Source organism: Pseudomonas qingdaonensis, assembly GCF_018398475.1.
Lineage (GTDB): Bacteria > Pseudomonadota > Gammaproteobacteria > Pseudomonadales > Pseudomonadaceae > Aquipseudomonas > Aquipseudomonas palmensis.
Genome location: NZ_CP074676.1, coordinates 3,399,525 through 3,423,638, shown reverse-complemented (window position 1 = coordinate 3,423,638; position 24,114 = coordinate 3,399,525). Strand labels below are relative to the sequence as shown.

Genomic DNA, 24,114 nt, shown 5'->3' with positions numbered 1-24,114 from the left:
CGCGCACAGGGAGAAAGAGCATGAACAAGCGAGCCTATCGGGCCTGTTGTTCGTACCTGCTGGTGGCGTTGGGCGTGAGCTGGGCGGGGGTGGCTGCGGCCGAAGGCATGGAAGAGCGCCTGCGCACCCAGCTGCGCAGTACCACCCAGCAGTTGCAGGCGCTGCAGAGCGAACAGGCGCAGGCTTCGGCGGCGCGCCAGAGCGCCGAGCAGCAACGCGATGCGGCCCAGGCCCAGGTGCAGCAACTGACCGCGCAACTGGCCCAGGCCCGTGGCCAGGCCGAGCAGCTGCTGGGCCAGCAGCAGGCCCTGCACGGCCAGGCGCAGGCGCTGGTGGCCAGCAGCAACGCGCAACTGGGCAAGTACAAGCAGGCCTACGACGAGCTGCTGGGCATGGCCAAGGCCAAGGAAGCCGAGCGTGCGCGCCTGGCCGCCAGCCTGGCCGAGCGCGAGCAGCAGGTGCTGGCGTGTTCGGCAAAGAATCAGCAGATGTACGGGGTCGCCAAGGGGATTCTTGCGGCCTACGAAAAGATCGATGTGGCGGATGTGATGAAGATGCGCCAACCCTTTGCCGGGGGCGCCCGGGTGAAGTTCGAGGAACTTGCCCAGGCCTACGGCGATCAGCTGTACCAGACCCAGTTCGATGCCGCGCAGGGCGGCAGCAAACCGCAAGTCAATTGACACAAGGAAGCGAAGCCATGAGCGACAACCAACTGATCGAAACCGTCAGCGCCGACTCTCTGACCACCCTGTTGCAGGATGCAGGTTGCCGAGTCAATCGCAGCGAGCAGAATGCCGTGGTGCAACTGCTCAGTGCCAGCCAGGGCGTGGGCTATGCGGTGCGCTTTGGCAACCGTGCCGAGCGCGAGGGCGAGTTCCTCGACTTCACCTACAGCTGCGCCCTGCGCATCCAGGGTGAGCTGCCGGCCGGGCTGGCCGAACGCTGGAACGTATCGCGCCGCTTCGCGCGGCTGTCGGTGCAGGGCGAGTTCCTGGTGATGGAGATGGACGTGATGGTGGCCGACGGCGTCAGCCACAAGCACCTGCTGGGCAGCCTGGTGCTGTGGGACCGCCTGCTGCAGGAGTTCATCGTGTACCTGCGCGACTACAGCCGCAACGTGGCCCAGATGCAGGACGAGGCGGTGGCCGGGGCTGAAGCGGTGAGCGCTTCGTGACTCGACGTACGCTGTGGGCCGGCGCGGGCGCGCTGGCCGTTCTGGGCGTGGCAGTGGTGTTGGCACTGCGCACGGGGGATGACCCGGTGGCAGCCAGCGCGAAAGCGCCGGCGGTTGCCGCTGTGGCGAGCGATGCGGGGCCGGCGCTGGCGCGCCTGGGCGACCAGCAGGTCAGCGTCGAGGAGCTCAAGGCGCTGTTCGCCAAGCTGCCGGCGCCGGCGCGCGAGGAACTGAGCGGCAATCGTCAGGCCCTGGAGGGCTGGATTCGCTCGCGCCTGGCGGAAAAGGCGCTGTACCAGCAGGCCCAGGCCCAGGGCTGGTCGGAGCGTCCCGATGTGCAGGCGCAGACCCATGCGGTGGTGGAGCAGATCGTGCTGCGCGACTACCTGAACTCGGTCAGCCAGGTACCGGCCGACTACCCCAGCGAGGCTGAACTGCAGGCGGCCTACGAGAACGGCAAGGCCAGCCTGCAGCTGCCCACGCGCTATCACCTGAGCCAGATCTTCCTGGCGGTGCCGGACGAGCAGTCGGTGGCACGCGTGCGCAAGCAGGCGCTGGCCCTGAGCAAGCAGGCCCAGGCTGCCAATGCCGACTTTGCCGCGCTGGCCAGGGCCAACTCGCAGGACCGCGAGAGTGCGCAGCGTGGCGGCGACAGTGGTTTGCAGCCGCTGAGCCAGTTGCTGCCGCAGGTGCGCGATGCGGTGCCGCAGCTCAAGGAAGGGGCGGTGAGCGAGCCGTTGCAGAGTGCGGCGGGCTTTCACATCGTCAAGCTCATCGAGGTGCAGCCGCCGCGTGTGGCCAGCCTGGACGAGGTGCGCGACAGCCTGCGTGACCTGTTGCGGGCCCAGCGCCAGGAACAGGTGGCCCGGGCCTACGTGGACGGCATGTTCAACAGCGCGACGCTGAGTATCGATGGCGCTGCGCTCAATCAGGTCATGGACGCCAGCCGCTAGGCGGCGCCGATCAAGGAAGAGCGGGCCCTGGCCGGGGCCCGGCAGGAGGCGAGGATGCCGATGTTCGATATGCCGCACTACGTGCCCGATTATCCGCCGGCCGAGCCGCTGGCCAAGGTGCGGGCCGGGCTGGGCTGGGTGCAGGACGAGCAGATGCTCAGCTGTTTTCTGGCCAGTGCGCGGTGCGGCTGCTTCATGCAGGCTGCGCGCAGCCTCAACCTCAAGTCCACCCTGTTGCGCAAGAAGCTGGCGCAGCTGGAAGCGCGGGTGGGGTATCCATTGTTCGTCAACCGCGGCCATGCCCTGGTGCTCAGCCGCGAGGGGCGCCAGTTGCAGGCGTTGCTGCAGTCGAGCCTGAGCAGCAAGCCACAGGCCATGACCGCGCTGGATGCGCCGGTGCTGGTGCGCCTGGCGGTGGCCGAACCGATCATGCAGGACATTCTGGCGCGCAACCTGGTGGCCTTCGTGCGCCAGAACGCCGGGATCCGCCTGGACGTCAGCGGCCTGGATGCACAGGGATTGGCGCAGGCCGATGTAGTGCTGTGGCTCGATGACGAGGCGGGCAGCGTGCCGCTGCCGGGGTTTGCCGGCGAGGCGCCGACGCGCCTGGCGCAGCTGGAGTATCACCCGCACATTGCCAAGCGCTATTCGCGCGAGAGCAACCGGCCGGTGTGCCGGGACGACCTGCGCGACTACATGCTGGTGCAGTGGCAGGGCGAGGCCCAGGTGGCGGCGCTGGCGCCGTGGAACCGCCTGTTGAACGAGCGCGAGGCGGGGGTGACGCGGGTGCCGGGCTACGACCTGTTCAGCCAGTTGATCAAGTGCAGCGCGTGCATCGGCTTGCTGCCGCATTATGCGGCGCAGCTGGACCGTGGCCTGCTGGCATTGCCGGGGTTGCTGGAGGCGCCGATGCGCCGCACGGTGTGGCTGGCGGTGCATGAGCGTGCGGCGCAGGCGGCGTTGGTGCAGGTGCTGGTGACCATGATCCGGGCCGCGTTCGAGGAGCGTCGGGAGTGGTTCTGAAGGGGCGCGGTGCCCTGTAGGCGCCGGCTTTGCCGGCGAACCGGCGCCGCACCTCAGACGATAAAACGCGTGACCAGCGTGGTCAGTTGCGTGGCCAGCTGCGACAGCGCATTGCTGGCGACGCGGGTCTGCTCGGCGCCCGCCGCCGAGCGGCCCGACAATTCACGAATGTTCAGCAGGTTGCGATCCACCTCGCGGGCCACCTGGGCCTGCTCCTCTGCCGCGCTGGCTATCACCAGGTTGCGCTCGTTGATCTGGCCGATGGCCGTGTAGATGCCCTCCAGCACCTGGCCTGACGCCTGGGTGATGCCCAGCGTGGACTGCGCGCGGCCGGTACTGGCCTGCATCGAGTCCACCGCCGCCTGGGTGCCCTGTTGCACGCTGTTGATCATCTGCTCGATTTCCTGGGTCGATTGCTGCGTGCGGTAGGCCAGGGTCCTGACCTCATCGGCCACCACCGCAAACCCGCGCCCGGCCTCGCCGGCACGCGCCGCCTCGATGGCGGCATTGAGCGCCAGCAGGTTGGTCTGCTCCGACACCGAACGGATCACCTCCAGCACCGTGCCTATCTCGCGAATCTGCACCGCCAGCTGTTGCAGGCGCTCGCCGCTGATCGCCACTTCGCGAGCCATGGCCTGGGTGCCGTCGATGTTGTCGGCCACCTGCTGGCGGCTCTGTTCGGCCAAGGCATTGGAGGCACTGGCCGCCTGGGAGGTGGACACCGCATTGCGCGCCACTTCCTCGACCGCCGTGGTCATCTCGGTAACCGCCGTGGCGGCCTGTTCCAGCTCCTGGTCCTGCTGGCGCAGGCTCTGGGTGCTCTGCTCGGTCACGCTGTCCAGGGCCTGGGCGGCGCTGGACAGCTGCGTGGCGCAGGCGGTGATCTGCCCCAGGGTATCGCGCTGGCTGTGTTGCATGCGCTCCAGTTCGGCGAACAGCTGGCCGATCTCGTTGTGGCTGCGTACCGTCACCGGCACGCTCAGGTCGCCCCCGGCAATGCGCTGAAAATGCACGCCGGCCTCGCGCAGCGGGCGCAGCACACGGGCGACGATAAAGGCCCAGCACACGGCGGCCAGCACCAGGGTCAACAGCCCCAGCAGCACGCTCAGCCACTGGGCCGTGGCCAGGCGCTGGTCGGACTCGGCCATGATCTGCCGGCTGCGCTCGGCCAGGGCTGCCACCAGTTGCTGGCGCAGCGCCTGCAGGCCACGCATGGCGTTGCCGGCATCCACGTTGACGGTGAAGTAGTCGTCCAGCGAGCCCTTGAGCGTGGCGGCGCGCTGCCCGGCCACGGCGTTGGCGTAGTCGGCGAAGGTGCGCTGCAGGTCCTGGGCCAGGGCCTTTTGCGCCGGCTCATGGGTGTTGGTGACGAAGGCGTCGACCAGCGCCTGGCTGTCGCCCAGCAGCTTTTGCGACATGGCCAGGCGCGCCTTGGCACTGTCGAGGTGGCCGCCTTGCTGCTCGATAAAGCCCGACGACACGTTGGCACTGGCGCGAATCGCCATCAGCAGCGCGTTGTTGAGGCGGTCGGACTGCTGGGCGGTCTGGTCCAGCTCGTTGATCTGCGCGTCGCTGCCCACCGCCGCCCGCCAGGCGCTGACGGTGGAAAACAGCAGGGTGGCGCTGAACAGCAGCAGCACCCAGAACATTCCGGTGCGGATCTTGAGGTCGGCAAGCATGCGGGCATTACTCCTGGCAGTAAAAAATACCCCCACTCTGTGCGGTGGGTAGGCTGCTATCGGAGGCGTGGCGCATGACTTTAGGGGGCGACGACGGGTTCTGTTCGATTACCGCACAGCCTTTGTTTCAGCGGCCCTCGTGCTGGCGGCGGTAGGCGCCGGGCTGCACGCCGATGGCCTTGCCGAACGCCCGGGTGAAGGCGGCGATGGACTGGTAGCCCACCGCTGCGCAGACCTGCTCGACGGTGTTGTTGGCCTTGAGCAACTGGCAGGCGTGACGCATGCGCAGCGCCAGCAGCACCTGGCCCGGCGACTGGCCGGCCAGCTCGTTGAAACGCTTGAAGAAGGCCGAGCGCGACAGCCCTGTGCAGGCGGCCATGCTCTCCAGCGACCAGGGCTGTTCGGGGTGTTCGATCAACTGCTCCAGCAGCGGGGCGAACGCGGGGTGACGGGCCAGGGCGACCAGGCCGCCAAGGTCCTGGTTGTCGCTCACCTGCTGGCGCAGCACGTACAAGAACAGCAACTGGCTCAGGCGCTCCAGCAGGGTGGAGGAGGGCGCGGGGGTACGCTGGCATTCCTCCAGGATCAGCTCGAACAGCGCCCGCGCCGCCTGCAGCGACGGGTCGCCGGTGCGCAGGATGATCCAGTCGGCCAGCGACTCGGCCATCAGCGACGACAGCCCCGGCTGGAAGTGAAAGAACCCGCACACCAGCCCCACGCCATCCGCCGCCTGGCTGTCGAGCGCCTGCATCGGGATGCGCGGCTGGCAGCGCGCGGTGTCGCTGTCGGCGCTGTCGGACAGGCGATAGGGCAGGTCGCGCAGCAGGAACACCGCCTCGCCGGCCTCCAGCCGCTGCGGCTCGGGCTGGCCGTCGATGTGCAGCCAGCAGTGGCCCTGCACCACCACGTGAAAGCTGGCCCGGGCCAGGCCCTGGGTGCTGGCGTGCCAGCCACCGCAGTAGCGCCCCACATGGAACAGGCTGGCGTCCAGTTCCAGACGCTCTAATAACCAATCGACCAAAACGCTGGAAGAAATCATCTAATGGAAACACTCTGGAGCAAGTAATCGCGACTGTAGAATATGGATCGGTTTTCTTATAACCAACAGACTTGGCGAACACCTTCAGTATGCAGGAGACCACGCCATGTCACGCATCACTCTACACACCGTGCAAAGCGCCCCGGAAGCCGCGCGCCCGTTCCTGGAGAACGCGCAGAAGAATTCCGGCTTCATTCCCAACCTGCTGGGCGTGCTGGCCAACGCGCCGGCCGCGCTGGAAACCTATGTGACGGTTTCGGCGCTCAATGGCAAGGCCGAGCTGAGCCTGGCCGAGCGCGAAGTGGTGCAGCTGATTGCCGCCACCCAGCACGGCTGCGACTTTTGCGTGGCCGGCCATACGGCGGTGGCGTTGAACAAGGCCAAGCTGCCCGAAGAAGTGGTGCAGGCCCTGCGTGCGCGCGGCGAGTTACCATCGCCCAGGCTCGAAACCCTGGCGAAGTTTGCCCGCGAAGTGATTGCCACCCGTGGCAATGTGAGCGATGCCACCTACGCTGAGTTTCGCGAGGCCGGTTACACCGAAGGCCATGCCCTGGAAGTTATCCTGGGGGTGAGCCTGGCCACGTTGTGCAATTTCGCCAACGTGTTTGCGCGCACGCCGCTCAATGACGAGCTGGCCAAGTACCGCTGGCAGGCCGACGCTCAGTGAGCCCCGTGGCGCCAGTGTGTGGCTGGCGCCCTGTTCTAAGGAGGAAAGAACATGCTTGATCCCGTATTGCAGCACTGGCTGGAGGCCAATGCCGAGGCGCTCGACCAGGGCCGGTGCGACCCGCAGCAGGTGCTGGGGCAACTGGCCGCAGCCAAGGTGCTGGGTGTGGGTGTGGACCCGCGTCAGGGCGGCAGCGGCGCCAGTGTGGCCGACGCCGTGGAAACCGTGGCCAGCGTTGCCAGCTATTCGCTGGCCGCCGCCTTCGTGTTCTGGGGCCAGCGGGCCTTTATCGAATACCTGCTGCACAGCCCCAACAGCGCCCTGCGCGAGCGCCTGCTGCCGTCGTTGCTCAGCGGTGAGCTGGCCGGTGCCACCGGGCTCTCCAACGCAATGAAGTTTCTGTCCGGCATCGAGTCGCTGCAGGTCAGCGCCACGGCGCGCGGCGAGCAGGGCTGGGCGCTCAACGGGCGCCTGCACTGGGTCACCAACCTGCGCAAGGGCGGCTTCGTGGTGGCCGCCGCCATCGACCGCGCCGAAGGCGGTGCACCGTTCGTGGTGGCGATCCCCGACGGCATCGCGGGGGTGCAGCGCTCCCCCGACCTGCAACTGATGGGCCTGCAGTCGAGCAATACCGCCGCGCTGGATTTCGATCAGGTGGCCCTGGGCCGTGACTGGCTGCTGCATGAGGATGCCCGGCAGTTCCTGCCGGCGGTGCGCCCGGCGTTCCTGGGCCTGCAGTGCGGCATGGCCATCGGCCTGGCGCGGCGCGCCTTGCAGGAAGCGCAGGGGCACCTGCAGGGGGTGCGTTCGGTGCTGGCGCAAACCCTCGAGGCGCAGCGCGAGCTGCTGGCCGATGTGGTGAGCGAGCTCAAGGCCGGCCTGCTCGACGGGCGCTTCCTGGGCAACCCGGCGTCGCTGTTCAAGGTGCGCATCAGCCTGGCCGAGATCGTTGGCGAGGCGCTGCAACTGGAGCTGCAGGCCAGCGGCGGCAAGGCCTACCTGAGCGAGTACGGCGCAGGCTTTGCGCGGCGCTGGCGCGAGTCGGCGTTCGTGCCGATCGTGACCCCGAGCCTGGTGCAACTGCGCGCCGAGCTGCAACGCCAGGCACGCGCAGCATGAGCAAGGTGGTACTGCAGGCCCGCGGTATCAGCCTGGGCTACGCCCGCGAACAGGGCTGGCAAACCCTGCTCGAAGGCTTCGACCTGGACCTGGCGCCGGGCGAAGTGGTGTCGATCCTGGGCCCCAGCGGGGTGGGCAAGTCCAGCCTGCTGCGGGTACTGGCCGGCTTGCAGGCGGCGCGCGATGGTCGCGTGAGCCTGCTCGGCGAGCCGCTGGACGGCCCGCATCCACGGGTGGCGGTGGCGTTCCAGGACCCCAGCCTGCTGCCCTGGCTGAGCCTGGAAAGCAACGTTGCCTTCGGCCTGGATTTCGCTCGCCAGCCGCGATTGGCCAAGGCCGAGCGCGAGGCGCGCATCGACCATGCGATCGCCGCCGTGGGCCTGCAGCATGCACGCCAGCATTACCCGGCGCAGTTGTCCGGCGGCATGGCCCAGCGCACCGCGCTGGCGCGCTGCCTGGCGCGCCAGCCCCATGTACTGCTGCTGGACGAGCCCTTTGGCGCGCTGGACGAAGTGACCCGCGCCGACATGCAGCAACTGCTGCTGAGCGTGATCGCCGAACACGGCACCGCTGCGGTGCTGATCACCCACGATATCGACGAGGCCCTGCTGTTGTCCGACCGCATCCTGCTACTGGGCGACCACCCGGCGCGGACCCTCGGCCAATGGCCCATCGACCTGGCGCACCCGCGTGAGCAGCAGGTCGAGGCACTGGGCGCGTTGCGCATCGAGATTCTCAAGACCCTTCGGCGGGCGAGCCGCACCCACACTTACCCAACCGATTCTTTGCCTACGCCGTCGGAGACTGCCCATGTGCCTGGACGACTTCACCCACACTCGTCGTGATTTTCTCAAACTCAGCGCGGTGCTCAGTGCCGCCGGTGCGATGCCGCTGCTGAGCAGCCTGCAGGCGCGTGCCGCCGCCGAGCCGGATGCGCCGGTGCGCATCGGCTACCTGCCGATCACCGACGCCACGCCGCTGCTGGTGGCGCACAACAACGGCCTGTTCGAGGCCGAGGGCATCAAGGCCGAGCGCCCGGTGCTGCTGCGCAGCTGGGCGCAGGTGATCGAGGCGTTCATTTCCGGGCAGGTCAACGTGATCCACCTGCTGTCGCCGATGACCGTATGGGCGCGTTACGGCAGCAAGGTGCCGGCCAAGGTGGTGGCCTGGAACCACGTGGGCGGCTCGGGGCTGACCGTGGCCCCGGACATCACCGAGGTGAAGCAGCTGGGCGGCAAGACGGTGGCGATCCCGTTCTGGTACTCCATTCACAACGTGGTGGTGCAGCAACTGTTCCGTGATAACGGCTTGCAGCCGGTGTCGCAGGCGGCGACGGCTGCGGTGGCGGCCAACGAGGTCAACCTGGTGGTACTGCCGCCTTCGGACATGCCGCCGGCGTTGGCCAGCAAGCGCATTGCCGGCTACATCGTCGCCGAGCCGTTCAATGCCCTGGCCGAGGAACTCAAGGTCGGGCGCGTGCAGCGCTTTACCGGGGACGTGTGGCGCAACCATGCGTGCTGCGTGGTGTTCATGCACGAGCACGACCTGAACAACCGCCCCGAGTGGTCGCAGAAGGTGGTCAACGCCATCGTCAAGGCCCAGCTGTGGACCCGAGACCACCGCGCCGAGGCGGCGCAGATTCTGTCCAAGAGCGGTGCCAACCGCTACACCCCGCATGCCCCCGAGGTGCTGGGCCGGGTGCTCACGCCGGCTGCCGACAGCCGCGAACAGTATGTGCAGAGCGGGGCGATCCGGCATGCGCAGTGGGACGAGCAGCGCATCGACTTCCAGCCGTACCCGTTCCCCAGCTACACCGAGGAACTGGTGCGCCGCCTCAAGGACACCCTGATCGAAGGCGACAAGGGCTTCCTGGCCGCACTGGACCCGCAACAGACCGCCCGCGACCTGGTGGATGACCGCTTCGTGCGCAACGCCATCGGTGCCGTCGGCGGGCTCAAGGCCTTCGGCTTGCCCGACAGCTTCGAGCGCAGCGAGGAGTTCGCGGTCTGATGGTTAAGCCAGTCAAACACGCGGCCCTGGGTATCGCCGGGCTGCTGGTGCTGTTGTTGCTGTGGTGGGGTGGGATCGTGCTGTTCGGCGGTGACGGGCTGGCCTTGCGGTTTGCGCCGCAGGCCACCTTTGCCAGCCTGCTGGAGCTTTTGGGGCATGCCGAGCTGTACGAGCATGTGGCGGTGAGCCTCAAGCGCATTCTGGTGGGGTTGGTGCTGGCGTTGCTGGTGGGCGTGCCGCTGGGTTTGCTGGTGGGCAGCTACCGGCGCCTGGACGCGGCGACCACCCCGGCGTTCCAGTTCCTGCGCATGATCTCGCCGCTGTCGTGGATGCCGGTGGTGGTGATGCTGATGGGGGTGGGTGATGCGCCGATCTACTTCCTGCTGGCGTTTGCCGCGTTGTGGCCGATCTTGCTCAACACGGCGGCGGGTGTGCGTCAGCTCGACCCGCGCTGGTTGCAGTTGAGCCGCAGCCTGAGCGCCACGCGCTGGGAGACCTTGCGCAAGGTGATCCTGCCGGGGGTGGTGGGGCATGTTCTGACCGGCGTGCGGCTGGCCATCGGCATAGTGTGGATCGTGCTGGTGCCGTGCGAGATGCTCGGGGTGAGTGCGGGGCTGGGGTATTTCATTCTGGATACCCGCGACCGGCTGGCGTACTCGGAGCTGATGGCGATGGTGCTGGTGATCGGGGTGCTGGGCTTCATGCTGGATGCACTGGCGCGAGGGCTGCATCGGCGCTGGGTGCATGGGTGAGGGGCTGACCCCTTCGCCGGCAAGGCCGGCTCCTGCATTGGCTCCAGGTCGTGGGGGCAGCCCGGCACCTCACACCGAACACGCCCGCCGATACTCCCCCGGCGTCACGCCGTACGCCTGCTTGAATTGCCGGTTCAGATGACTCTGGTCCGAATACCCCAGCGCAAACGCAACGTTGAACGGCAGGCAATCAGCCTTGAGCAATTCCCGTGCACGGCTCAGCCGGCGCTGCTTGAGCCAGGCATGCGGCGGCAGGCCGGTAGCCTGGCGAAACACCCGGGCAAAATGAAACGGCGACAACCCCACCGCAAGCGCCAACTCCTCCAGCGACGGCGGGTAGGCCAGCCGGCTTTCCATCAGCTCCTTGGCCCTGGCCACCGACTGCGGCTCCTGCCCCGGTGCACGCGCCTCGCGCGCCCCGGCATGACGCTGCACCAGCAGCAACACCGCCTCGCGCCACGCGGTCTGCTGCTCCAGCGCACTGGCGCCATGCTCGGCCAGGCTGTGCAAGCCACTGAAGGCACGCGCCAGCTGCGGGTCGTGCAGCACGCTGGCCTTGAAGATGGGCAGGCCGCCGCGCTTGAGCTCCAGCTCGTCCAGCACCGAGGTGATGCGCTCCTGCTCGGGGTAGTAGCCACGGTAGCGCCAGCCATGGGCATGCGCCTTGGCACCGGTGTGCAGCTCGTCCGGGTTGATCAGCACCATGCTGCCCTCGGGCGCCAGGTGCTCGCTGCCACGGTGCCAGAAGCGCTGTGCACCGGACTCGATGATGGTGATCACGTAGCCTTCGTGCACATGCGGGGCGAAGCGCTGCTGCACGTAGCGCGCATGCAGCATCTCGATGTCGCCCAGTGCCTGGGCCTGCCACAGGCGGGTCTGTTCACGCAGCACGGTTTTCATGGGGCGCCGTTCAACCACCAGCGCAGCACGAAGAACAACCCCATGCTCAGCAACATGCTCAGCAGCACGCTGCGGGTCCACAGCACCAGCACGACGGCCACGACCGCGCCCAGCAGGTAGGGGTTGGCCAGGCTCAGGTCGAGCTGGTGGTCAGGCATGAACACGATCGGCCCGCAGATGGCTGTGAGCATGCCCGGCACGGCAAACCCCAGGAACTGCCGCGCATTGGAACTCAGGCGCAACGGCAGGCGGGGTTCGAGAAAGGCGTAGCGGTTGAGAAACACCAGCAGGCCCATGGCAACGATCAGCAGCATGATCATGTGCGTGCTCCGGTCAGTTTCTGGCAGATGAAGCCTGCGCTCATGCCCAGCAGCCCGGCCAGCACCAGCGCGGTTTCCCAGTGCCAGTAGCTGAACAGCACCGAGCTGAACAGGGCCACCGCCACGCACACCACGGTGGCCAGGTTGCGTACCAGCGGCGCGATCAGCGCCACGAAGGTGGCGACGATGGAGAAGTCCAGGCCCAGCTGGTCCAGGTGCGGGATGTTGCGCCCCAGCACGATGCCGGCCAGGGTGAACAGGTTCCAGGCAATGTAGAAGGTCAGGCCCACGCCCAGCGCGTACCAGCGGTTGAACTGCTGGCGGTCGTACTGGCTGGTGAGGGCGAAGAATTCGTCGGTCAGCAGAAAGCCCAGGCCCAGCCGCCAGCGCAGCGGCAGGTCGGCGATCACCGGGCGCATCGACAGGCCGTACAGCAGGTGCTGGGAGGTCAGCAGCAGGGTGGTGAGCAGGATCGAGAACAGGTTGGCGCCGCCCTTGAGCATGCCGATGGCCACCAGTTGCGCGGCGCCGGCGAACACGATGGCCGACAGGCCCTGGCCTTCGAGCGGGGTGAGGTTGGCCTCGATGGCCATGGAACCGGCCAGCAGCCCCCAGGGGGCCACCGCCAGCGACAGCGGCAGGCAGGCGATCGAGCCTTGGATGTAGGCAGTGCGGGCAACGGCAGAACGGGACATGACAACACACGCTTGGGGTCGGTTGCACAGGATGCCAGAGCCGTGGGCGCTTGCCTTGTACGATCTTGCGGTGCCCGCGTACTTCAGCGCTGGCTGGTGAGGCGTCGCTGCGCCGGCAGGCAGCCATTGATGTCGACGGCCTTCTGGTAGTAGGTAAGGCGCTGGCCCGGGTCGATGGTGCCCAGCAGGCGGTAGACCTCGGCCTGGAAGTCACGCTGGCGCCCCCACTGCATGTTCAGCCCCTGGGGCTGCTGGCGATTGCATTCCAGGCGCACCGCCGGCTGCGGGTAATAGGGGGCGTACAGGGTGTTGTTCAGCGGTATGCGTTCCAGCGCCTGGCGGTAGTCGGCGCTGTCGCTGAAGGCCGGGCACCAGGTGGTGATGCCCAGGGCGGCCGGGGCGAAGCCCTGGCGAATGCTGGCTTCGAGCAGCGGGCAGGCGGACCTGGCGATGTCGTTCTGCGGCAGGTAGGTGATGTAGAACAGCGCCAGGCGGTACTGCGCCACCGGGTGGTCGAGTTCGGCCGCCTTGCGCAGCAGCGCCACCGCCGGTTCCAGGATGCGCCCCAGCGCCTCGACCTCGCCGATCAGCTCCTGGTCGCCGGGCTCGGGGGTCAGTGGCAGGGCACGGCTGCGTGCATCGGCCTGCTCCAGAAACGGCAGGGCCTGGCGGTACAGCAGGTCGGCGTGGGGGTCGATGCGCACCTCATCGGCCAGGGCCAGGGCGGGCAGCAGACAGAGCAGGCTGATGTAGCGACAGGCAGAAAACACGTTAACGTTCCATCCGCGAAAAAAGGGCAGCGCTGGTCATGTCGGTATCCGGCTATCCATGGTTGGGTGGGGCTCCTGGGTCGGCATTCTAGCGGTTGGCGGCACCGGGGCAAACAGCCGTTGCTCCATGAAGTCGATGAATACCCGCAGCTTGGGCGACATCTGTCGCCCCGATGGCCACAACAGGTACAGACAACCGCCGTGGTCCAGGTGTTCATCCAGTACCGTCACCAGTTCGCCGCGTTCCAGTTGCTGGGTGATGGTGAAGTCCGGCAGGCAGGCGATACCGTGGCCGCGCATGGCAAAGCAGATGCGTGTTTCCAGGTGGTTGCACACCATCGACACCGGCACCTCGTGGTCGGCGCCGTTGTCGGCGCGGCGCAGTGGCCAGCGCTGGAGTTTGCCGGTGGTCAGGAAGCGGTAGTGCAGCCCGGCGTGACGGGCCAGATCGCGGGGATGGCGCGGTGTGCCGTGCTCGGCGAAGTAGGCCGGCGAGCCCACCAGCACATGCCGGAAGTCGCCCAGGCGGCGGGCATTGAGACGCGAATCGGAGGGTTCGCCGGCCCGCAGTACCACGTCGAAACCTTCGCCGACGATATCCACCATGCGGTCGCTGAAGTCCAGGTCCAGTTCGATCTGCGGGTACTGCCCGATGAAGTCGCTGAGCAGCGGCACGATCATGCTGCTGACCTGGGGCAGGCTCACCCGCAGCTTGCCGCGCGGGGCCTGGCTGGCCTGGGACAGCTCGGCTTCGGTGGCTTCGATTTCGGCCAGGATGCGCCGGCTGCGCTCCAGAAACAGCGCGCCCTCGGCAGTGAGGGTGATGCTGCGGGTGCTGCGGTGGAACAGACGTACCGCCAGCCGGCTCTCCAGCCGCGCCACGCGCTTGCCCACCGCCGAGGCGCTGACCCCCAGGGCCTTGCCGGCGGCCACGAAACTGCGGGTTTCGGCCACTTTCACAAACACCACGAAGCCGCTGAGGCTGTCCATGGTCGTTCTCCGATTGCGGACAGGTGTGTCCGGATTGTGCGGAATTCTACCCGTCTTTTTCCGCAGTGGCGGGAAGGATTACCGTGCAGTCACTTTTTTATTTCAGGAGTTTGCACCATGTCCCAGAGCAGTTGCCCGGCCCAGGCCGCAGCAGGGGTGGAGGCCGAACCGGCGTTCCCGTTGTCCGGCCTGCTGGCGTTGTCGATGGCCGGCTTCATCGCGATTCTCACCGAGACCCTGCCGGCCGGCCTGCTGGGGCACATCGCCAGCGGCCTGCAGGTCAGCGAGGCGATGGCCGGGCAACTGGTCACGGCCTATGCGCTGGGCTCGCTGCTGGCGGCGATCCCGCTGGTGACCCTGACCCAGGGCTGGCGCCGACGCAGGGTGCTGATGCTGGCGGTGCTCGGCTTCGGGGTGTTCAACACGGTGACGGCGGTGTCCGAGCACTACAGCCTGACCCTGGCGGCGCGCTTCATGTGCGGGGTGGCGGCCGGCCTGGCGTGGGGCGTGATCGCCGGGTACGCACGGCGCATGGTCAGCGTGAGCCAGCAGGGTCGGGCGATGGCGGTGGCCATGATCGGCGCGCCCCTGGCGCTGTCGCTGGGGGTGCCGGCGGGCACCTGGCTGGGCGACCTGCTGGGCTGGCGCAGCACCTTCGTGCTGGTATCGCTGGCGACCCTGGTGCTGATGGGCTGGGTGCTGCTCAGCGTGCCGGACTTCGACGGCCAGCCGGCCGGCAGGCGTGCCGCCATCGGCCAGGTGCTGGCCACCCCCGGGGTGAGCGCGGTGCTGGCGGTGATCTTCACCTGGGTGCTGGCGCACAACGTGCTGTACACCTACATCGTGCCGTTTCTGCAGGCCGGCGGCATGGCCGGCAGCACCGGCCCGGTACTGCTGCTGTTCGGCTGCGCCGCGCTGGTGGGGATTGGCGTGGTGGGCGTGCTGATCGACCGCCACCTGCGCCGGCTGGTGCTGGGCAGCCTGGTCGGTTTCGGCGTGGCGTCGGTGCTGCTGGGCCTGGCTACCGGTGCGCCGCTGCTGGTGTACTTCAGTGTGGCGCTGTGGGGCCTGAGCTTCGGCGGCGCCGGCACCCTGCTGCAGACCGCCAGTGCCGATGCGGCGGGCGAGGGCGCGGACGTGGCGCAGTCGATGATCGTCACCGTGTGGAACCTGGCCATCGCCGTGGCCGGGCTGGTGGGCGGCGTGCTGCTGAGCCACTGGGGCGTGCAGAGTTTCCCGTGGCTGCTGCTGGCGCTGGTGGGGCTGGCGTTGACCCTGACCCTGCGTTCGCACCGGCACGGTTTTCCGCTGGGGCGGCGCAATGCCGGGTAAGCCCGGCACTATCAGGTAGAATCGGCGCATTGACAGGGGTACGAGGTTGCAGCGGTGGAGGTTCAACAGGGCTTTGTCCTGACCCGGCACTGGCGGGATACGCCAGAGGGCACATGCGTGGAGTTCTGGCTGGCGACCGACCAGGGCCCGCGCCAGTTGCGCCTGCCCGTGCAGACGTCGGTGGCGTTCGTCGCCGCCACCCAGCGTGCCCATGTCGAGGCGGTGCTGCGCACCGAACGCGACGTCGAGCTGCGCGAGCTGGCGCTGTGCGACTTCCGCCACCGACCGGTGCTGGGCCTGTACTGCCGCCAGCATCGCCAGCTGATGCAGCTGGAAAAACGCCTGCGCGCCGCGGGCGTCGACCTGCTGGAAGCCGACATCCGCCCGCCCGAGCGCTACCTGATGGAGCGCTTCATCACTGCCCCGGTGACGTTCAGCGGCCGCCCCGATGCCGACGGCCTGCTGCTCGACGCCCAGCTCAAGCCGGCCCCGGACTACCGGCCGAACCTGCGCCTGGTGTCGCTGGACATCGAGACCACCGAGCGCGGCGAGCTGTACTCGATTGCCCTGGAAGGTTGTGGCCAGCGCCAGGTGTACATGCTCGGCCCGGCCAACGGCGACGCCAGTGGCGTGGACTTCGACCTGGAGTACTGCGCCAGCCGTGCCCAGCTGCTGGAGCGCCTGAACGACTGGATGGCCCGGCACGACCCCGACGCGATCATCGGCTGGAACCTGGTGCAGTTCGACCTGCGCGTGCTGCACGCCCATGCCCAGCAGTTGCAGGTGCCGCTGCGCCTGGGGCGCGGCGGCGAGGTGATGGAATGGCGCGAGCACGGCAGCCGCACGCACTTTTTTGCCGCCGCTGCCGGGCGCCTGATCATCGACGGCATCGAGGCGCTGCGGTCGGCGACCTGGAGCTTCCCCTCGTTCAGCCTGGAGAACGTCGCCCAGACCCTGCTCGGCGAAGGCAAGGCCATCGATACGCCGTACCAGCGCATGGACGAAATCAACCGCATGTTCGCCGAGGACAAGCCGGCCCTGGCGCGCTACAACCTCAAGGACTGCGAGCTGGTCACGCGCATCTTCGCCAGGACCGAGCTGCTGACCTTTCTGCTCGAACGCGCCACGGTCACCGGCCTGCCGGCCGACCGCAGCGGCGGTTCGGTGGCGGCGTTCTGTCACCTGTACATACCGCTGATGCACCGCCAGGGCTTCGTCGCCCCAAGCCTGGGCGGGCGCCCGGACGAGGCCAGCCCCGGCGGCTTCGTGATGGATTCGCGCCCCGGCCTGTACGAGTCGGTGCTGGTGCTGGACTACAAGAGCCTGTACCCGTCGATCATCCGCACCTTCCTGATCGACCCCATCGGCCTGGTCGAGGGCCTGCGCGAGCCGGATGACGAACACTCGGTGCCGGGTTTTCGCGGCGCACGCTTCTCGCGCACCCGGCATTGCCTGCCGGCCATCGTCGAGCGCGTGTGGCAGGGCCGCGAGCAGGCCAAGCGCGAACACAATGCGCCGCTGTCGCAGGCGCTGAAGATCATCATGAACGCCTTCTACGGGGTGCTTGGTTCCAGTGGCTGCCGCTTTTTCGACCCGCGCCTGGCGTCGTCGATCACAATGCGCGGGCACGCGATCATGCGCCGCACCCGCGAGCTGATCGAGGCCCAGGGCTACACGGTGATCTACGGCGATACCGACTCGACCTTCGTGTGGCTCAAGCGGGCCCATGACGAGGCGCAGGCCGGGGAGATCGGGCGTGCCCTGGTGCAGCAGGTCAACCAGTGGTGGCGCGAGCACCTGCGCGATGAGTACGGCCTGGACAGTGCGCTGGAGCTGCAGTACGAAACCCACTACAAGCGCTTTCTGATGCCCACCATCCGCGGTGCCGAGGAGGGCAGCAAGAAGCGCTATGCGGGCCTGGTACACCGCGAGGGCGGGCCCGACGAGATGGTCTACAAGGGCCTGGAGGCCGTGCGCACCGACTGGTCGCCGCTGGCCCAGCACTTTCAGCAGGAGCTGTACCAGCGCATTTTCGAGCGCAGGCCGCACCAGGCCTATGTGAAGGACTACGTGCAGCGCACCCTGGCCGGCGAGCTGGACGATCAGCTGGTCTACCGCAAGCGCCTGCGCCGGCCCCTGGACGACTACCAGCGCAACGTGCCGCCGCATGTGCGGGCGGCACGCATGGCCGACGAGTTCAACGACAGCCAGGGGCGGCCACGCCAGTACCAGAATGGCGGGTGGATCAGCTACGTGATGACCCTGGCCGGGCCCGAGCCTTTGGAAAACCGGCGCAACGGCATCGACTACGAGCATTACCTGACCCGGCAACTGCAGCCGGTGGCCGATGCGATACTGCCGTTTGTGGGGGATGACTTCAGCACCCTGATCGATCGGCAGATGGGGTTGTTCTGATGGGGCTGTTGCGCCCCTGCACACCACCATTGAGCGAACCTGCAGGAACCGGCCTGGCCGGCGAAGGGGCGAGTGGCCCGACACATCCCTGACCTTCAGCTATCCTCTGCACATGCACAGCTACCCTTGAAACCGAAAGTTACTTTTGTAAACGTCCACACACGCGGGCAGTCGTTTAGGCTCGCTCGGATCTTTCGCTTTGATCTGTAGTCTTTGGTGCATGGAAACAAGAAGGAGATGCACATGCTTGTTCGGTCACTGACCTTCGCCACCCTGCTGGCAGTCGCCAGCCCGCTGCTCGCCGACGACGCGCCCCTGGCCGTTGACCTGGGCAAGTCCAGACCCCTGATCGTGATTGCCCCCAGCACCGCCGACCCGACCTTGCGCACCCTGAACGAGGCCCTCAAGGACCCGGCGACCAAGAGCAAGTTCGAGGAGCGCAACCTGGTGCTCTACAGCGTGGCGGGCATGGTCGGCAAGCGTGACGACAAGAACCTCGAGCAGCAGACCACCATGGCGCTGATTCGCGAACTCAGCCTGGGCGCGCGCAAGGGCACCCAGGTGGTACTGGTGGGCAAGGACGGCGAGAAGCACATCATCGAGCATGACGGCACGGTGGAGCCGGAGCAGATCTTCGCGGCGGTCGACCAGTTGCCGGCCAGCGAAAAGGCCATTGTGGCGCCGACGGTCGCAGCGCCCGCCGCCGAGCCTGCGCCAGAGGGCAAGCCGGGCAAGCATGCCAAACCGGCCAAGCCCGCCAAGCCGGCTGCGCCGCCCAAGCCGCTGGAAGACTGAGACACCCCTTCGCCGGCAAGGCCGGCGCCTACAGGTTCAGCGCTACGCCTGTAGGCGTCGGCCTTGCCGGCCAGGCACTTCAGTCGCCCAGCCGCTTCTCCATGAACACCCGCCGAAACCCCGCCTGCACGGCCCTGTGGGTTTCGCGATAACCCAGCCGCTCATACAGCCCCAGGTTTTCGCTCATCGCTTCATTGGTGTACAGCCGCACCACCTCCAGCCCCAGCTGCCGGGCCCGCGCTTCGGCATGCGCCATCAGTTGTCGCCCCAGCCCGCGGCCCTGAGCGGCCGGGCTTACCGCGACATTGTCGAGCAACAGGCCATCGGCCTGGGCGATCAGCACCAGCACACCGAGCACCTGACCCTGCTCTTCGAACACCTCGACCCGACCCTGGGCGATCAGCGCGGCGTAATCCTCCAGCATCGGCCCCGGCCTGGCACCGATGCGTGGAATGTACAGCGCATAGGCAGCCTCGATCAGTGCCTGTACAGGTGCAACGTCGTGGGCGGTGGCGGGGCGGATCATCGGCAGGCTCCTGGTGGGTGGCAGCAAGCGCCTACCTTAAATCAAGGCGTTGTCGCAGGGCAGCATTTTGCCGGTGAACAGGCCCTGATGCCTGGCACACAACCCACTGCTGCCTCACTGTTGCCTGGCCAGCAGTACGCTCGCTGTTTATCCATAAAACACATATAAATCAAGTACATGTCTCATTGGCACGCCGCTTGCGATAGTCCGCTTACCCTGACTCATCGGAACCCCCGCCATGCCTGCCCCTACCGCCTATCTACCCCTTGCCCTGGCCATTGCCGCCACGTTGCACGGCGCTGCCGCCCTGGCCGCCGCACCGCCCGCCGACGCCTTGCCCACCGTCACCGTGACCGCGCAGAAGCGCGAAGAATCGGTACAGGACGTACCCTCGGCGATCTCGGTGGTCAGTGATCGCCAGATCGACCGCAGCGGCGGCGGCTTCAGTGCCGGCAAGGCCCTGCAGAACGTGCCCAACGCCATCGCCCCCGAGTTCGCCGGGCACCAGCGCCCGCGCTGGTACATCCGCGGCATGGGCTCGGGCGACATGGCCTCGACTACCGTGTACCCGGTGGGCATCTATACCGATGACGTGTACATCGACCCGCACGTGGCCACCGGCTTCCCGCTCTACGACATGGAGCGCGTCGAGGTGCTGCGCGGCCCGCAAGGCACGCTGTGGGGCAAGAACACCACCGGTGGCGCGATCAACTTCGTGTCGCGCAAGCCAAGCTTCGAAGACGGCGCCAACGGCTACTTCAAGCTCGACCTGGGCAACTACAATTCGCGCCTGTACGAAGGTGCCTACGGCGATACCCTGGTCAAGGACCGCCTGGCCGCGCGGGTGGCGTTCATCGACCAGAGCAGCGACGGCCAGCTCAAGAACGAGGTCGATGGCCACACTGCCGGCGACATCCACGACCAGGCCCTGCGCCTGCAACTGCTGGCCCAGATCAACGACGACCTGCAGGCCACCCTGCAGCTGCACGCCCGTGACTACAAGGGGCAAGGTATCGTGGCCCGCGCCTGGGGTGCCGGGCCGGGCGGCAGCACGCTGTTCGGGCCTGCGCCCAAGCCTGCCTCCGACAAGGTCGCCTTCACCGGCAAGGCCGATGACCGCATCGAGCACAACGGCCTGCAACTGGCGCTCAAGTGGGACCTTGGCGAGCTGCAGCTGGACTCGATCACCGCCTTCGACGACGTGCACGAAAAGGCCCAGAGCCCGAACATGAGCATCTACGAGTTCGGCCGTGGCTATAACGACGACCGCTGGAAGCAGGTGTCGCAGGAGCTGCGCCTGTCGTCGGCGAAGAACCAGCCGGTGAGCTGGATCGTCGGCACCCACCTGTTCCACGAACAGCTCGACAGCCACAACAGCAACGCACTGTTCCCCGAAGCCTACAACCAGGCCTTCGGCGTGGCCGACTTCGGGCGTACCGACATCGACCAGAAGACCGACAGCTTCGCGCTGTTCGGCAGCAGCACCTGGCAGGCCACCGACGACCTGAGCTTCACCGCCGGCCTGCGCTGGACCCGCGAAACCAAGGACATCGACCTGCGCCGGGTGGCCGCGCCGGATGCTGCCAGTGTCGACTTCAGCAACCGCAACGACTGGTGGAAGCATTACAGCGGGCCGCTGGCGACCACGGTGGTGCAGGACGAGAAACGCACCTGGAACAAGCTGACCTACGACTTCACCCCCGAGTACCAGCTCAACGACAACGCGCGGGTGTACTTTCGTTATGCCAAGGGCTTTCGTTCCGGCGGCTTCAGCGGCGGGGCGCAGGTGCAGGCCGAGGCCTCGGTGGTGGCGCCGGAGAACGTCGACGCCTACGAACTGGGGGTCAAGAGCGAGTGGTTCGACGAGCGCCTGATCGCCAATGCCAACGTGTTCTACTACGACTATTCGGACATCCAGGTGAACGCGGTGTCGGTGCGCAACGGGCAGGTGGTGTCGTTGCTGACCAACAGCGGCCAGGGCGTGATACGCGGTGCCGAGTTCGAGTTGCAGGCGCTGCCCTTGGCCAACCTGGAACTGCATGGCTCGCTGGGGCTGCTGCATACCGAGTTGCAGGACTTCGAGTCGGGGGGTGTGGACTACTCGGGCAACCGCATTGCACGTTCGCCGTCGCGCACGCTGGCGGTGGGGGGCAGTTATCGCATTGCGCTGGAGAATGGCGACGACATCACCCTGGGTACCGACTGGCGCTACCAGAGCCGGATCTTCTTTCTGCCCACCGCGCAGGCCGACCACAGCGTGTCGCAGGGTGGCTACACACTGGGCAATGCCAGCGCCACGTACCATGTGGGCGGGCAATATGACCTGGACTTCACCGCCTACGTGAACAACCTCACCGACAAGCAGTACAAGACCGACAGCGTGCCGCTGCCGTTCGATGTGGCGTGGGATGCGCGGGGGGATCGCAGGACGTTCGGGGTGAGTGCCACGACGCGGTTCTGAGGTCGCTCTTGCGGGCCTCTTCGCCGGCAAGGCCGGCTCCTACAAGGTTGCGCCGTCTGTAGGAGCCGGCCTTGCCGGCGAAGAGGCCAGCAGGTACACCCGCAATCGCTCGATGCTCTCGCGCCACGCACTGCCCACCGGCCACACCAGGTAGTAGGCATCCCCCGTTGCCATCGCCTGTTCGAACTGAGGTCGGGCTTGAGGGCCTCATCGCGGGTCAAGCCCGCTCCCACAGGTACAGCGCCGTTCTCGAAACCAGCGCCGTACCTGTGGGAGCGGGCTTGACCCGCGAAGTTTCTCAGGCCGGCAACTGCCCCAGCAGGTACACCCGTAGCCGCTCGATGCTCTCGCGTCACGCACTGCCCACCGGCCACACCAGGTAGTAGGCATCCCCCGTTGCCACCGCCTGTTCGAACTGAGGTCGGGCTTGAGGGCCTCATCGCGGGTCAAGCCCGCTCCCACAGGTACAGCGCCGTTCTCGAAACCAGCGCCGTACCTGTGGGAGCGGGCTTGCCCCGCGAAGTTCTTCAGGCCGGCAACTGCCCCAGCAGGTACACCCGTAGCCGCTCGATGCTCTCGCGCCACGCACTGCCCACCGGCCACACCAGGTAGTAGGCATCTCCCGTTGCCACCGCCTGTTCGAACGGCAACGCCAGCCGCCCGGCGCGGACATCGTCGCTCACCAGCGCCAGATCGCCGATCGACACGCCATGCCCGGCCATGGCCGCCGCAATCCCTTGCTCCAGCGTATCGAACAGCGTGCCGCGCTGCAGGTCGACCTGCTCGAGCAGGCCCGCCCCGCGCAGCCAGCGCTGCCAGTCCCGCCGGTCATTGGACGGGTGCAGCAACGCCACCCCGGCCAGCCGCTGCGCATCCCACACGCCATCCCCCAGCAACCCCGGCGCACAGATCGGGATCAATCGCTCATCGAACAGCTTGCACACCTCGACCTGCCCACCGAACTGCCCATTGCCCAGCAGCACCGCGCAGTCGTAGGGCTCGCTGGCAAAATCCACGCTGTCGACGTCCATCCACACGCTTGCCAGCTGCACGGTGTCGGCCTGGGGGTAACGCTGGATGCAGCCCAGCAGCCAGCGCATGGTCAGGGTGGATGGCGCCTTCAGGCGCAGGTGGCGCGAAGCGCTGCGAAACGGCTGGCAGGCCTGTTCGATCAGGGCAAAGCCGGCCCCCAGTTGCTCGGCCAGGCGCCGCCCGGCATCGGTGAGGCGCAGGCGCGGGCCGTGGCGCTCGAACAGGCGGCAACCGAACTGGGCCTCCAGGGTGCGGATATGGCGGCTGATGGCGCTCTGGGTCAGCGCCAGCTCTTCCCCGGCGCGGGTGAACGAACAGGTGCGCGCCGCCACTTCAAAGGCGCGCAGTGCATACAACGGGGGCAGACGTTCAACCATGCCAGGGGCAGTCCATGATGAGTATTTGTCGTAGTAGGGCAGAGCATTTTGCGTTTTTCAAGGGCGATGCAGCTGCGCACACTCTGCACTTGACCTGCATTGACGACAAAGGAGCCTCTTTTGAACACCACGCTGCTGTTGGCCTACCTGGGCACTGTACTCATTCTGATCGCCACCCCTGGGCCGGTGGTGGCGCTGGTGGTCGGCACCAGCGGGCGTTCGGGCACCGGGGCGGCCATACGCACGGCGCTGGGGGCCAATGCCGCCTCCCTGGTGCTGGTGGCCGCCGCTGCGCTGATCCTGGCCGGCAGCCTGGCACTCAGCCCGGTGGTTCTCAATGCGGTGGCGCTGGTGGGGTGCGTGTTCATGGCCTGGCTGGGGCTGGGGGCGCTGCGTGCGCCAGCCGTGGAGGATGCGCCGCCGCCCAGGGCAAGTGGCTGGTGGCACGGCTTTGCGGTGGGTATCGCCAACCCCAAGGACATTCTGTTCTTCGTGGCGTTCTTCCCGCAGTTCATCCACGTCACGGCCTCGTTCGGCACCAGCATCGGGGTGCTGGCGGCGTTGTGGCTGGTGGTCGACCTGGGGGTGCTGGCGCTGTACATCGCGCTGATGCGCGGCGCCCTGGCGCAGCGGCACCGGGCGCTGGTGGCCCGGCTGTCGGGGCTGGTGCTGTTGCTGGTGGCGGTGGCCGGCGCTGTGTATTCGGCGCGGGCGCTGCTGGCCGCCTAGAGAGTGACCACGGCCTTGTCGCTGCCCTGGGCCTGTTGCAACAGCAGGCTCAGCTGCGCCACCTGACGCTGCAACTGGTCGCGTTCTTCCTTGAGGCGGCGCAGTTCGTCGCGGCGCACGCTCACGTAAAGGGTCTGGGGTGGGCTCGCTGACATCAAGGTTCCCATTGCACACCTCGCAATTGGTTTGGTACATGGTTTGAGCGTAGACGCTCGATCGGCCGCGATTCTGAATTCTTTTTCCTGTCATGGGAACTTTTTTGTTTATCGCTGTCGTGCCGTTGGTCGATGAAACCAACCCGGGCCTGCCTGGACTAACCTTGAAGGCCTGAGCAGGCTTTCTACACTTTACGGAGC

The 24,114-nt window shown here is 67.3% G+C and carries 24 protein-coding genes; 14 read left to right on the top strand and 10 right to left on the bottom strand.

The window, feature by feature from the left end; all coding sequences use genetic code 11:
* Positions 1-20: 20 nt before the first annotated feature.
* The 4 genes from KH389_RS15535 to KH389_RS15520 are packed head-to-tail and all read left to right on the top strand — an operon-like array spanning position 21 to position 3,150.
* Complete coding sequence (locus tag KH389_RS15535; RefSeq protein ID WP_043860179.1) at positions 21-680, top strand: hypothetical protein; 660 nt, start codon at positions 21-23, stop codon at positions 678-680.
* A 17-nt stretch (positions 681-697) separates the two neighbouring features.
* Positions 698-1,174 (top strand): YbjN domain-containing protein, encoded by a 477-nt coding sequence (locus tag KH389_RS15530; RefSeq protein WP_213605794.1) that lies wholly within the window; start codon positions 698-700, stop codon positions 1,172-1,174.
* Positions 1,171-2,127: a peptidylprolyl isomerase gene (locus tag KH389_RS15525; RefSeq protein WP_058541152.1), complete on the top strand. Its 957-nt coding sequence runs from the start codon at positions 1,171-1,173 to the stop codon at positions 2,125-2,127. The genes KH389_RS15530 and KH389_RS15525 overlap by 4 nt, the downstream gene beginning before the upstream one ends.
* 54 nt (positions 2,128-2,181) lie before the next feature.
* Positions 2,182-3,150, top strand: coding sequence for a LysR family transcriptional regulator (locus tag KH389_RS15520; protein WP_088515436.1), 969 nt, complete (start codon positions 2,182-2,184; stop codon positions 3,148-3,150).
* Between the two features lie 53 nt (positions 3,151-3,203).
* Here KH389_RS15520 and KH389_RS15515 read toward each other — a convergent pair whose 3' ends face one another.
* On the bottom strand, positions 3,204-4,829 hold the full coding sequence (locus tag KH389_RS15515) for a methyl-accepting chemotaxis protein (protein WP_213605793.1): 1,626 nt from the start codon (positions 4,827-4,829) through the stop codon (positions 3,204-3,206).
* Between the two features lie 127 nt (positions 4,830-4,956).
* The gene (locus KH389_RS15510) at positions 4,957-5,868 is read right to left on the bottom strand and encodes an AraC family transcriptional regulator (protein WP_043860183.1); all 912 of its coding nucleotides are present in this window, start codon (positions 5,866-5,868) and stop codon (positions 4,957-4,959) included.
* Positions 5,869-5,974: 106 nt separating this feature from the next.
* Between KH389_RS15510 and KH389_RS15505 the strand changes: the two genes are divergently transcribed.
* Genes KH389_RS15505 through KH389_RS15485 form a run of 5 tightly spaced genes read left to right on the top strand, consistent with a single transcriptional unit; the run spans position 5,975 to position 10,416 of the window.
* Positions 5,975-6,535, top strand: coding sequence for a carboxymuconolactone decarboxylase family protein (locus tag KH389_RS15505; protein ID WP_043860184.1), 561 nt, complete (start codon positions 5,975-5,977; stop codon positions 6,533-6,535).
* A 51-nt stretch (positions 6,536-6,586) separates the two neighbouring features.
* On the top strand, positions 6,587-7,654 hold the full coding sequence (locus KH389_RS15500; protein WP_058541149.1) for an acyl-CoA dehydrogenase family protein: 1,068 nt from the start codon (positions 6,587-6,589) through the stop codon (positions 7,652-7,654).
* Entirely contained in the window at positions 7,651-8,499 is an 849-nt protein-coding gene (locus KH389_RS15495) for an ABC transporter ATP-binding protein (protein WP_213605792.1), read from the top strand. Before KH389_RS15500 ends, KH389_RS15495 begins: the two co-directional genes overlap by 4 nt.
* Positions 8,465-9,664 carry an ABC transporter substrate-binding protein gene (locus KH389_RS15490; RefSeq protein WP_100633811.1) on the top strand — a complete coding sequence of 400 codons (1,200 nt, stop codon included), beginning with the start codon at positions 8,465-8,467 and terminating at the stop codon, positions 9,662-9,664. The genes KH389_RS15495 and KH389_RS15490 overlap by 35 nt, the downstream gene beginning before the upstream one ends.
* Positions 9,664-10,416 carry an ABC transporter permease gene (locus tag KH389_RS15485; RefSeq protein ID WP_058541148.1) on the top strand — a complete coding sequence of 251 codons (753 nt, stop codon included), beginning with the start codon at positions 9,664-9,666 and terminating at the stop codon, positions 10,414-10,416. Before KH389_RS15490 ends, KH389_RS15485 begins: the two co-directional genes overlap by 1 nt.
* A gap of 69 nt (positions 10,417-10,485) precedes the next feature.
* Here the strand turns inward: KH389_RS15485 and KH389_RS15480 are convergent, their stop codons facing one another.
* The 5 genes from KH389_RS15480 to KH389_RS15460 all read right to left on the bottom strand — a co-directional run bounded on the left by KH389_RS15480 (position 10,486) and on the right by KH389_RS15460 (position 14,091).
* Positions 10,486-11,316, bottom strand: a complete 831-nt coding sequence (locus tag KH389_RS15480; protein ID WP_100633815.1) for an AraC family transcriptional regulator — start codon at positions 11,314-11,316, stop codon at positions 10,486-10,488.
* Positions 11,313-11,636, bottom strand: a complete 324-nt coding sequence (locus tag KH389_RS15475; protein WP_054916070.1) for an AzlD domain-containing protein — start codon at positions 11,634-11,636, stop codon at positions 11,313-11,315. Before KH389_RS15475 ends, KH389_RS15480 begins: the two co-directional genes overlap by 4 nt.
* The gene (locus KH389_RS15470; protein ID WP_043860191.1) at positions 11,633-12,331 is read right to left on the bottom strand and encodes an AzlC family ABC transporter permease; all 699 of its coding nucleotides are present in this window, start codon (positions 12,329-12,331) and stop codon (positions 11,633-11,635) included. Before KH389_RS15470 ends, KH389_RS15475 begins: the two co-directional genes overlap by 4 nt.
* An 83-nt stretch (positions 12,332-12,414) precedes the next feature.
* Entirely contained in the window at positions 12,415-13,101 is a 687-nt protein-coding gene (locus KH389_RS15465) for an SEL1-like repeat protein (protein WP_043860192.1), read from the bottom strand.
* Between the two features lie 36 nt (positions 13,102-13,137).
* Positions 13,138-14,091 (bottom strand): LysR family transcriptional regulator, encoded by a 954-nt coding sequence (locus KH389_RS15460; RefSeq protein ID WP_213605791.1) that lies wholly within the window; start codon positions 14,089-14,091, stop codon positions 13,138-13,140.
* 117 nt (positions 14,092-14,208) lie between these two features.
* Here KH389_RS15460 and KH389_RS15455 point away from each other — a divergent pair, with 117 nt between their 5' ends.
* The 3 genes from KH389_RS15455 to KH389_RS15445 all read left to right on the top strand — a co-directional run bounded on the left by KH389_RS15455 (position 14,209) and on the right by KH389_RS15445 (position 18,633).
* The gene (locus KH389_RS15455) at positions 14,209-15,423 is read left to right on the top strand and encodes an MFS transporter (RefSeq protein ID WP_213605790.1); all 1,215 of its coding nucleotides are present in this window, start codon (positions 14,209-14,211) and stop codon (positions 15,421-15,423) included.
* 54 nt (positions 15,424-15,477) lie between these two features.
* Positions 15,478-17,838 carry a DNA polymerase II gene (locus KH389_RS15450; protein ID WP_054916068.1) on the top strand — a complete coding sequence of 787 codons (2,361 nt, stop codon included), beginning with the start codon at positions 15,478-15,480 and terminating at the stop codon, positions 17,836-17,838.
* A gap of 243 nt (positions 17,839-18,081) precedes the next feature.
* Positions 18,082-18,633 carry a DUF4174 domain-containing protein gene (locus KH389_RS15445; RefSeq protein ID WP_043860195.1) on the top strand — a complete coding sequence of 184 codons (552 nt, stop codon included), beginning with the start codon at positions 18,082-18,084 and terminating at the stop codon, positions 18,631-18,633.
* A 79-nt stretch (positions 18,634-18,712) separates the two neighbouring features.
* Here KH389_RS15445 and KH389_RS15440 read toward each other — a convergent pair whose 3' ends face one another.
* Entirely contained in the window at positions 18,713-19,159 is a 447-nt protein-coding gene (locus KH389_RS15440; protein WP_058541143.1) for a GNAT family N-acetyltransferase, read from the bottom strand.
* Positions 19,160-19,397: 238 nt separating this feature from the next.
* Here KH389_RS15440 and KH389_RS15435 point away from each other — a divergent pair, with 238 nt between their 5' ends.
* Complete coding sequence (locus KH389_RS15435; protein WP_213605789.1) at positions 19,398-21,620, top strand: TonB-dependent receptor; 2,223 nt, start codon at positions 19,398-19,400, stop codon at positions 21,618-21,620.
* 527 nt (positions 21,621-22,147) lie between these two features.
* Here the strand turns inward: KH389_RS15435 and KH389_RS15430 are convergent.
* Entirely contained in the window at positions 22,148-23,029 is an 882-nt protein-coding gene (locus tag KH389_RS15430) for a LysR family transcriptional regulator (protein ID WP_213605788.1), read from the bottom strand.
* Between the two features lie 120 nt (positions 23,030-23,149).
* Here KH389_RS15430 and KH389_RS15425 point away from each other — a divergent pair, with 120 nt between their 5' ends.
* A complete protein-coding gene (locus KH389_RS15425) occupies positions 23,150-23,758 on the top strand; it encodes a LysE family translocator (protein WP_043862636.1) in 609 nt (202 codons plus the stop codon).
* Here KH389_RS15425 and KH389_RS15420 read toward each other — a convergent pair.
* Positions 23,755-23,925, bottom strand: coding sequence for a DUF6026 family protein (locus KH389_RS15420; RefSeq protein ID WP_221181553.1), 171 nt, complete (start codon positions 23,923-23,925; stop codon positions 23,755-23,757). The genes KH389_RS15425 and KH389_RS15420 overlap by 4 nt on opposite strands.
* Positions 23,926-24,114: the final 189 nt, after the last annotated feature.

Bases quoted from the DNA above. Each gene is read 5' to 3' on its own strand.
- KH389_RS15535 (WP_043860179.1), top strand. From the start codon at position 21: ATGAACAAGCGAGCCTATCGGGCCTGTTGTTCGTACCTGCTGGTGGCG.
- KH389_RS15530 (WP_213605794.1), top strand. From the start codon at position 698: ATGAGCGACAACCAACTGATCGAAACCGTCAGCGCCGACTCTCTGACC.
- KH389_RS15520 (WP_088515436.1), top strand. From the start codon at position 2,182: ATGCCGATGTTCGATATGCCGCACTACGTGCCCGATTATCCGCCGGCC.
- KH389_RS15515 (WP_213605793.1), bottom strand. From the start codon at position 4,829: ATGCTTGCCGACCTCAAGATCCGCACCGGAATGTTCTGGGTGCTGCTG.
- KH389_RS15510 (WP_043860183.1), bottom strand. From the start codon at position 5,868: ATGATTTCTTCCAGCGTTTTGGTCGATTGGTTATTAGAGCGTCTGGAA.
- KH389_RS15505 (WP_043860184.1), top strand. From the start codon at position 5,975: ATGTCACGCATCACTCTACACACCGTGCAAAGCGCCCCGGAAGCCGCG.
- KH389_RS15500 (WP_058541149.1), top strand. From the start codon at position 6,587: ATGCTTGATCCCGTATTGCAGCACTGGCTGGAGGCCAATGCCGAGGCG.
- KH389_RS15495 (WP_213605792.1), top strand. From the start codon at position 7,651: ATGAGCAAGGTGGTACTGCAGGCCCGCGGTATCAGCCTGGGCTACGCC.
- KH389_RS15490 (WP_100633811.1), top strand. From the start codon at position 8,465: ATGTGCCTGGACGACTTCACCCACACTCGTCGTGATTTTCTCAAACTC.
- KH389_RS15485 (WP_058541148.1), top strand. From the start codon at position 9,664: ATGGTTAAGCCAGTCAAACACGCGGCCCTGGGTATCGCCGGGCTGCTG.
- KH389_RS15480 (WP_100633815.1), bottom strand. From the start codon at position 11,316: ATGAAAACCGTGCTGCGTGAACAGACCCGCCTGTGGCAGGCCCAGGCA.
- KH389_RS15475 (WP_054916070.1), bottom strand. From the start codon at position 11,636: ATGATCATGCTGCTGATCGTTGCCATGGGCCTGCTGGTGTTTCTCAAC.
- KH389_RS15470 (WP_043860191.1), bottom strand. From the start codon at position 12,331: ATGTCCCGTTCTGCCGTTGCCCGCACTGCCTACATCCAAGGCTCGATC.
- KH389_RS15460 (WP_213605791.1), bottom strand. From the start codon at position 14,091: ATGGACAGCCTCAGCGGCTTCGTGGTGTTTGTGAAAGTGGCCGAAACC.
- KH389_RS15455 (WP_213605790.1), top strand. From the start codon at position 14,209: ATGTCCCAGAGCAGTTGCCCGGCCCAGGCCGCAGCAGGGGTGGAGGCC.
- KH389_RS15445 (WP_043860195.1), top strand. From the start codon at position 18,082: ATGCTTGTTCGGTCACTGACCTTCGCCACCCTGCTGGCAGTCGCCAGC.
- KH389_RS15440 (WP_058541143.1), bottom strand. From the start codon at position 19,159: ATGATCCGCCCCGCCACCGCCCACGACGTTGCACCTGTACAGGCACTG.
- KH389_RS15435 (WP_213605789.1), top strand. From the start codon at position 19,398: ATGCCTGCCCCTACCGCCTATCTACCCCTTGCCCTGGCCATTGCCGCC.
- KH389_RS15430 (WP_213605788.1), bottom strand. From the start codon at position 23,029: ATGGTTGAACGTCTGCCCCCGTTGTATGCACTGCGCGCCTTTGAAGTG.
- KH389_RS15420 (WP_221181553.1), bottom strand. From the start codon at position 23,925: ATGGGAACCTTGATGTCAGCGAGCCCACCCCAGACCCTTTACGTGAGC.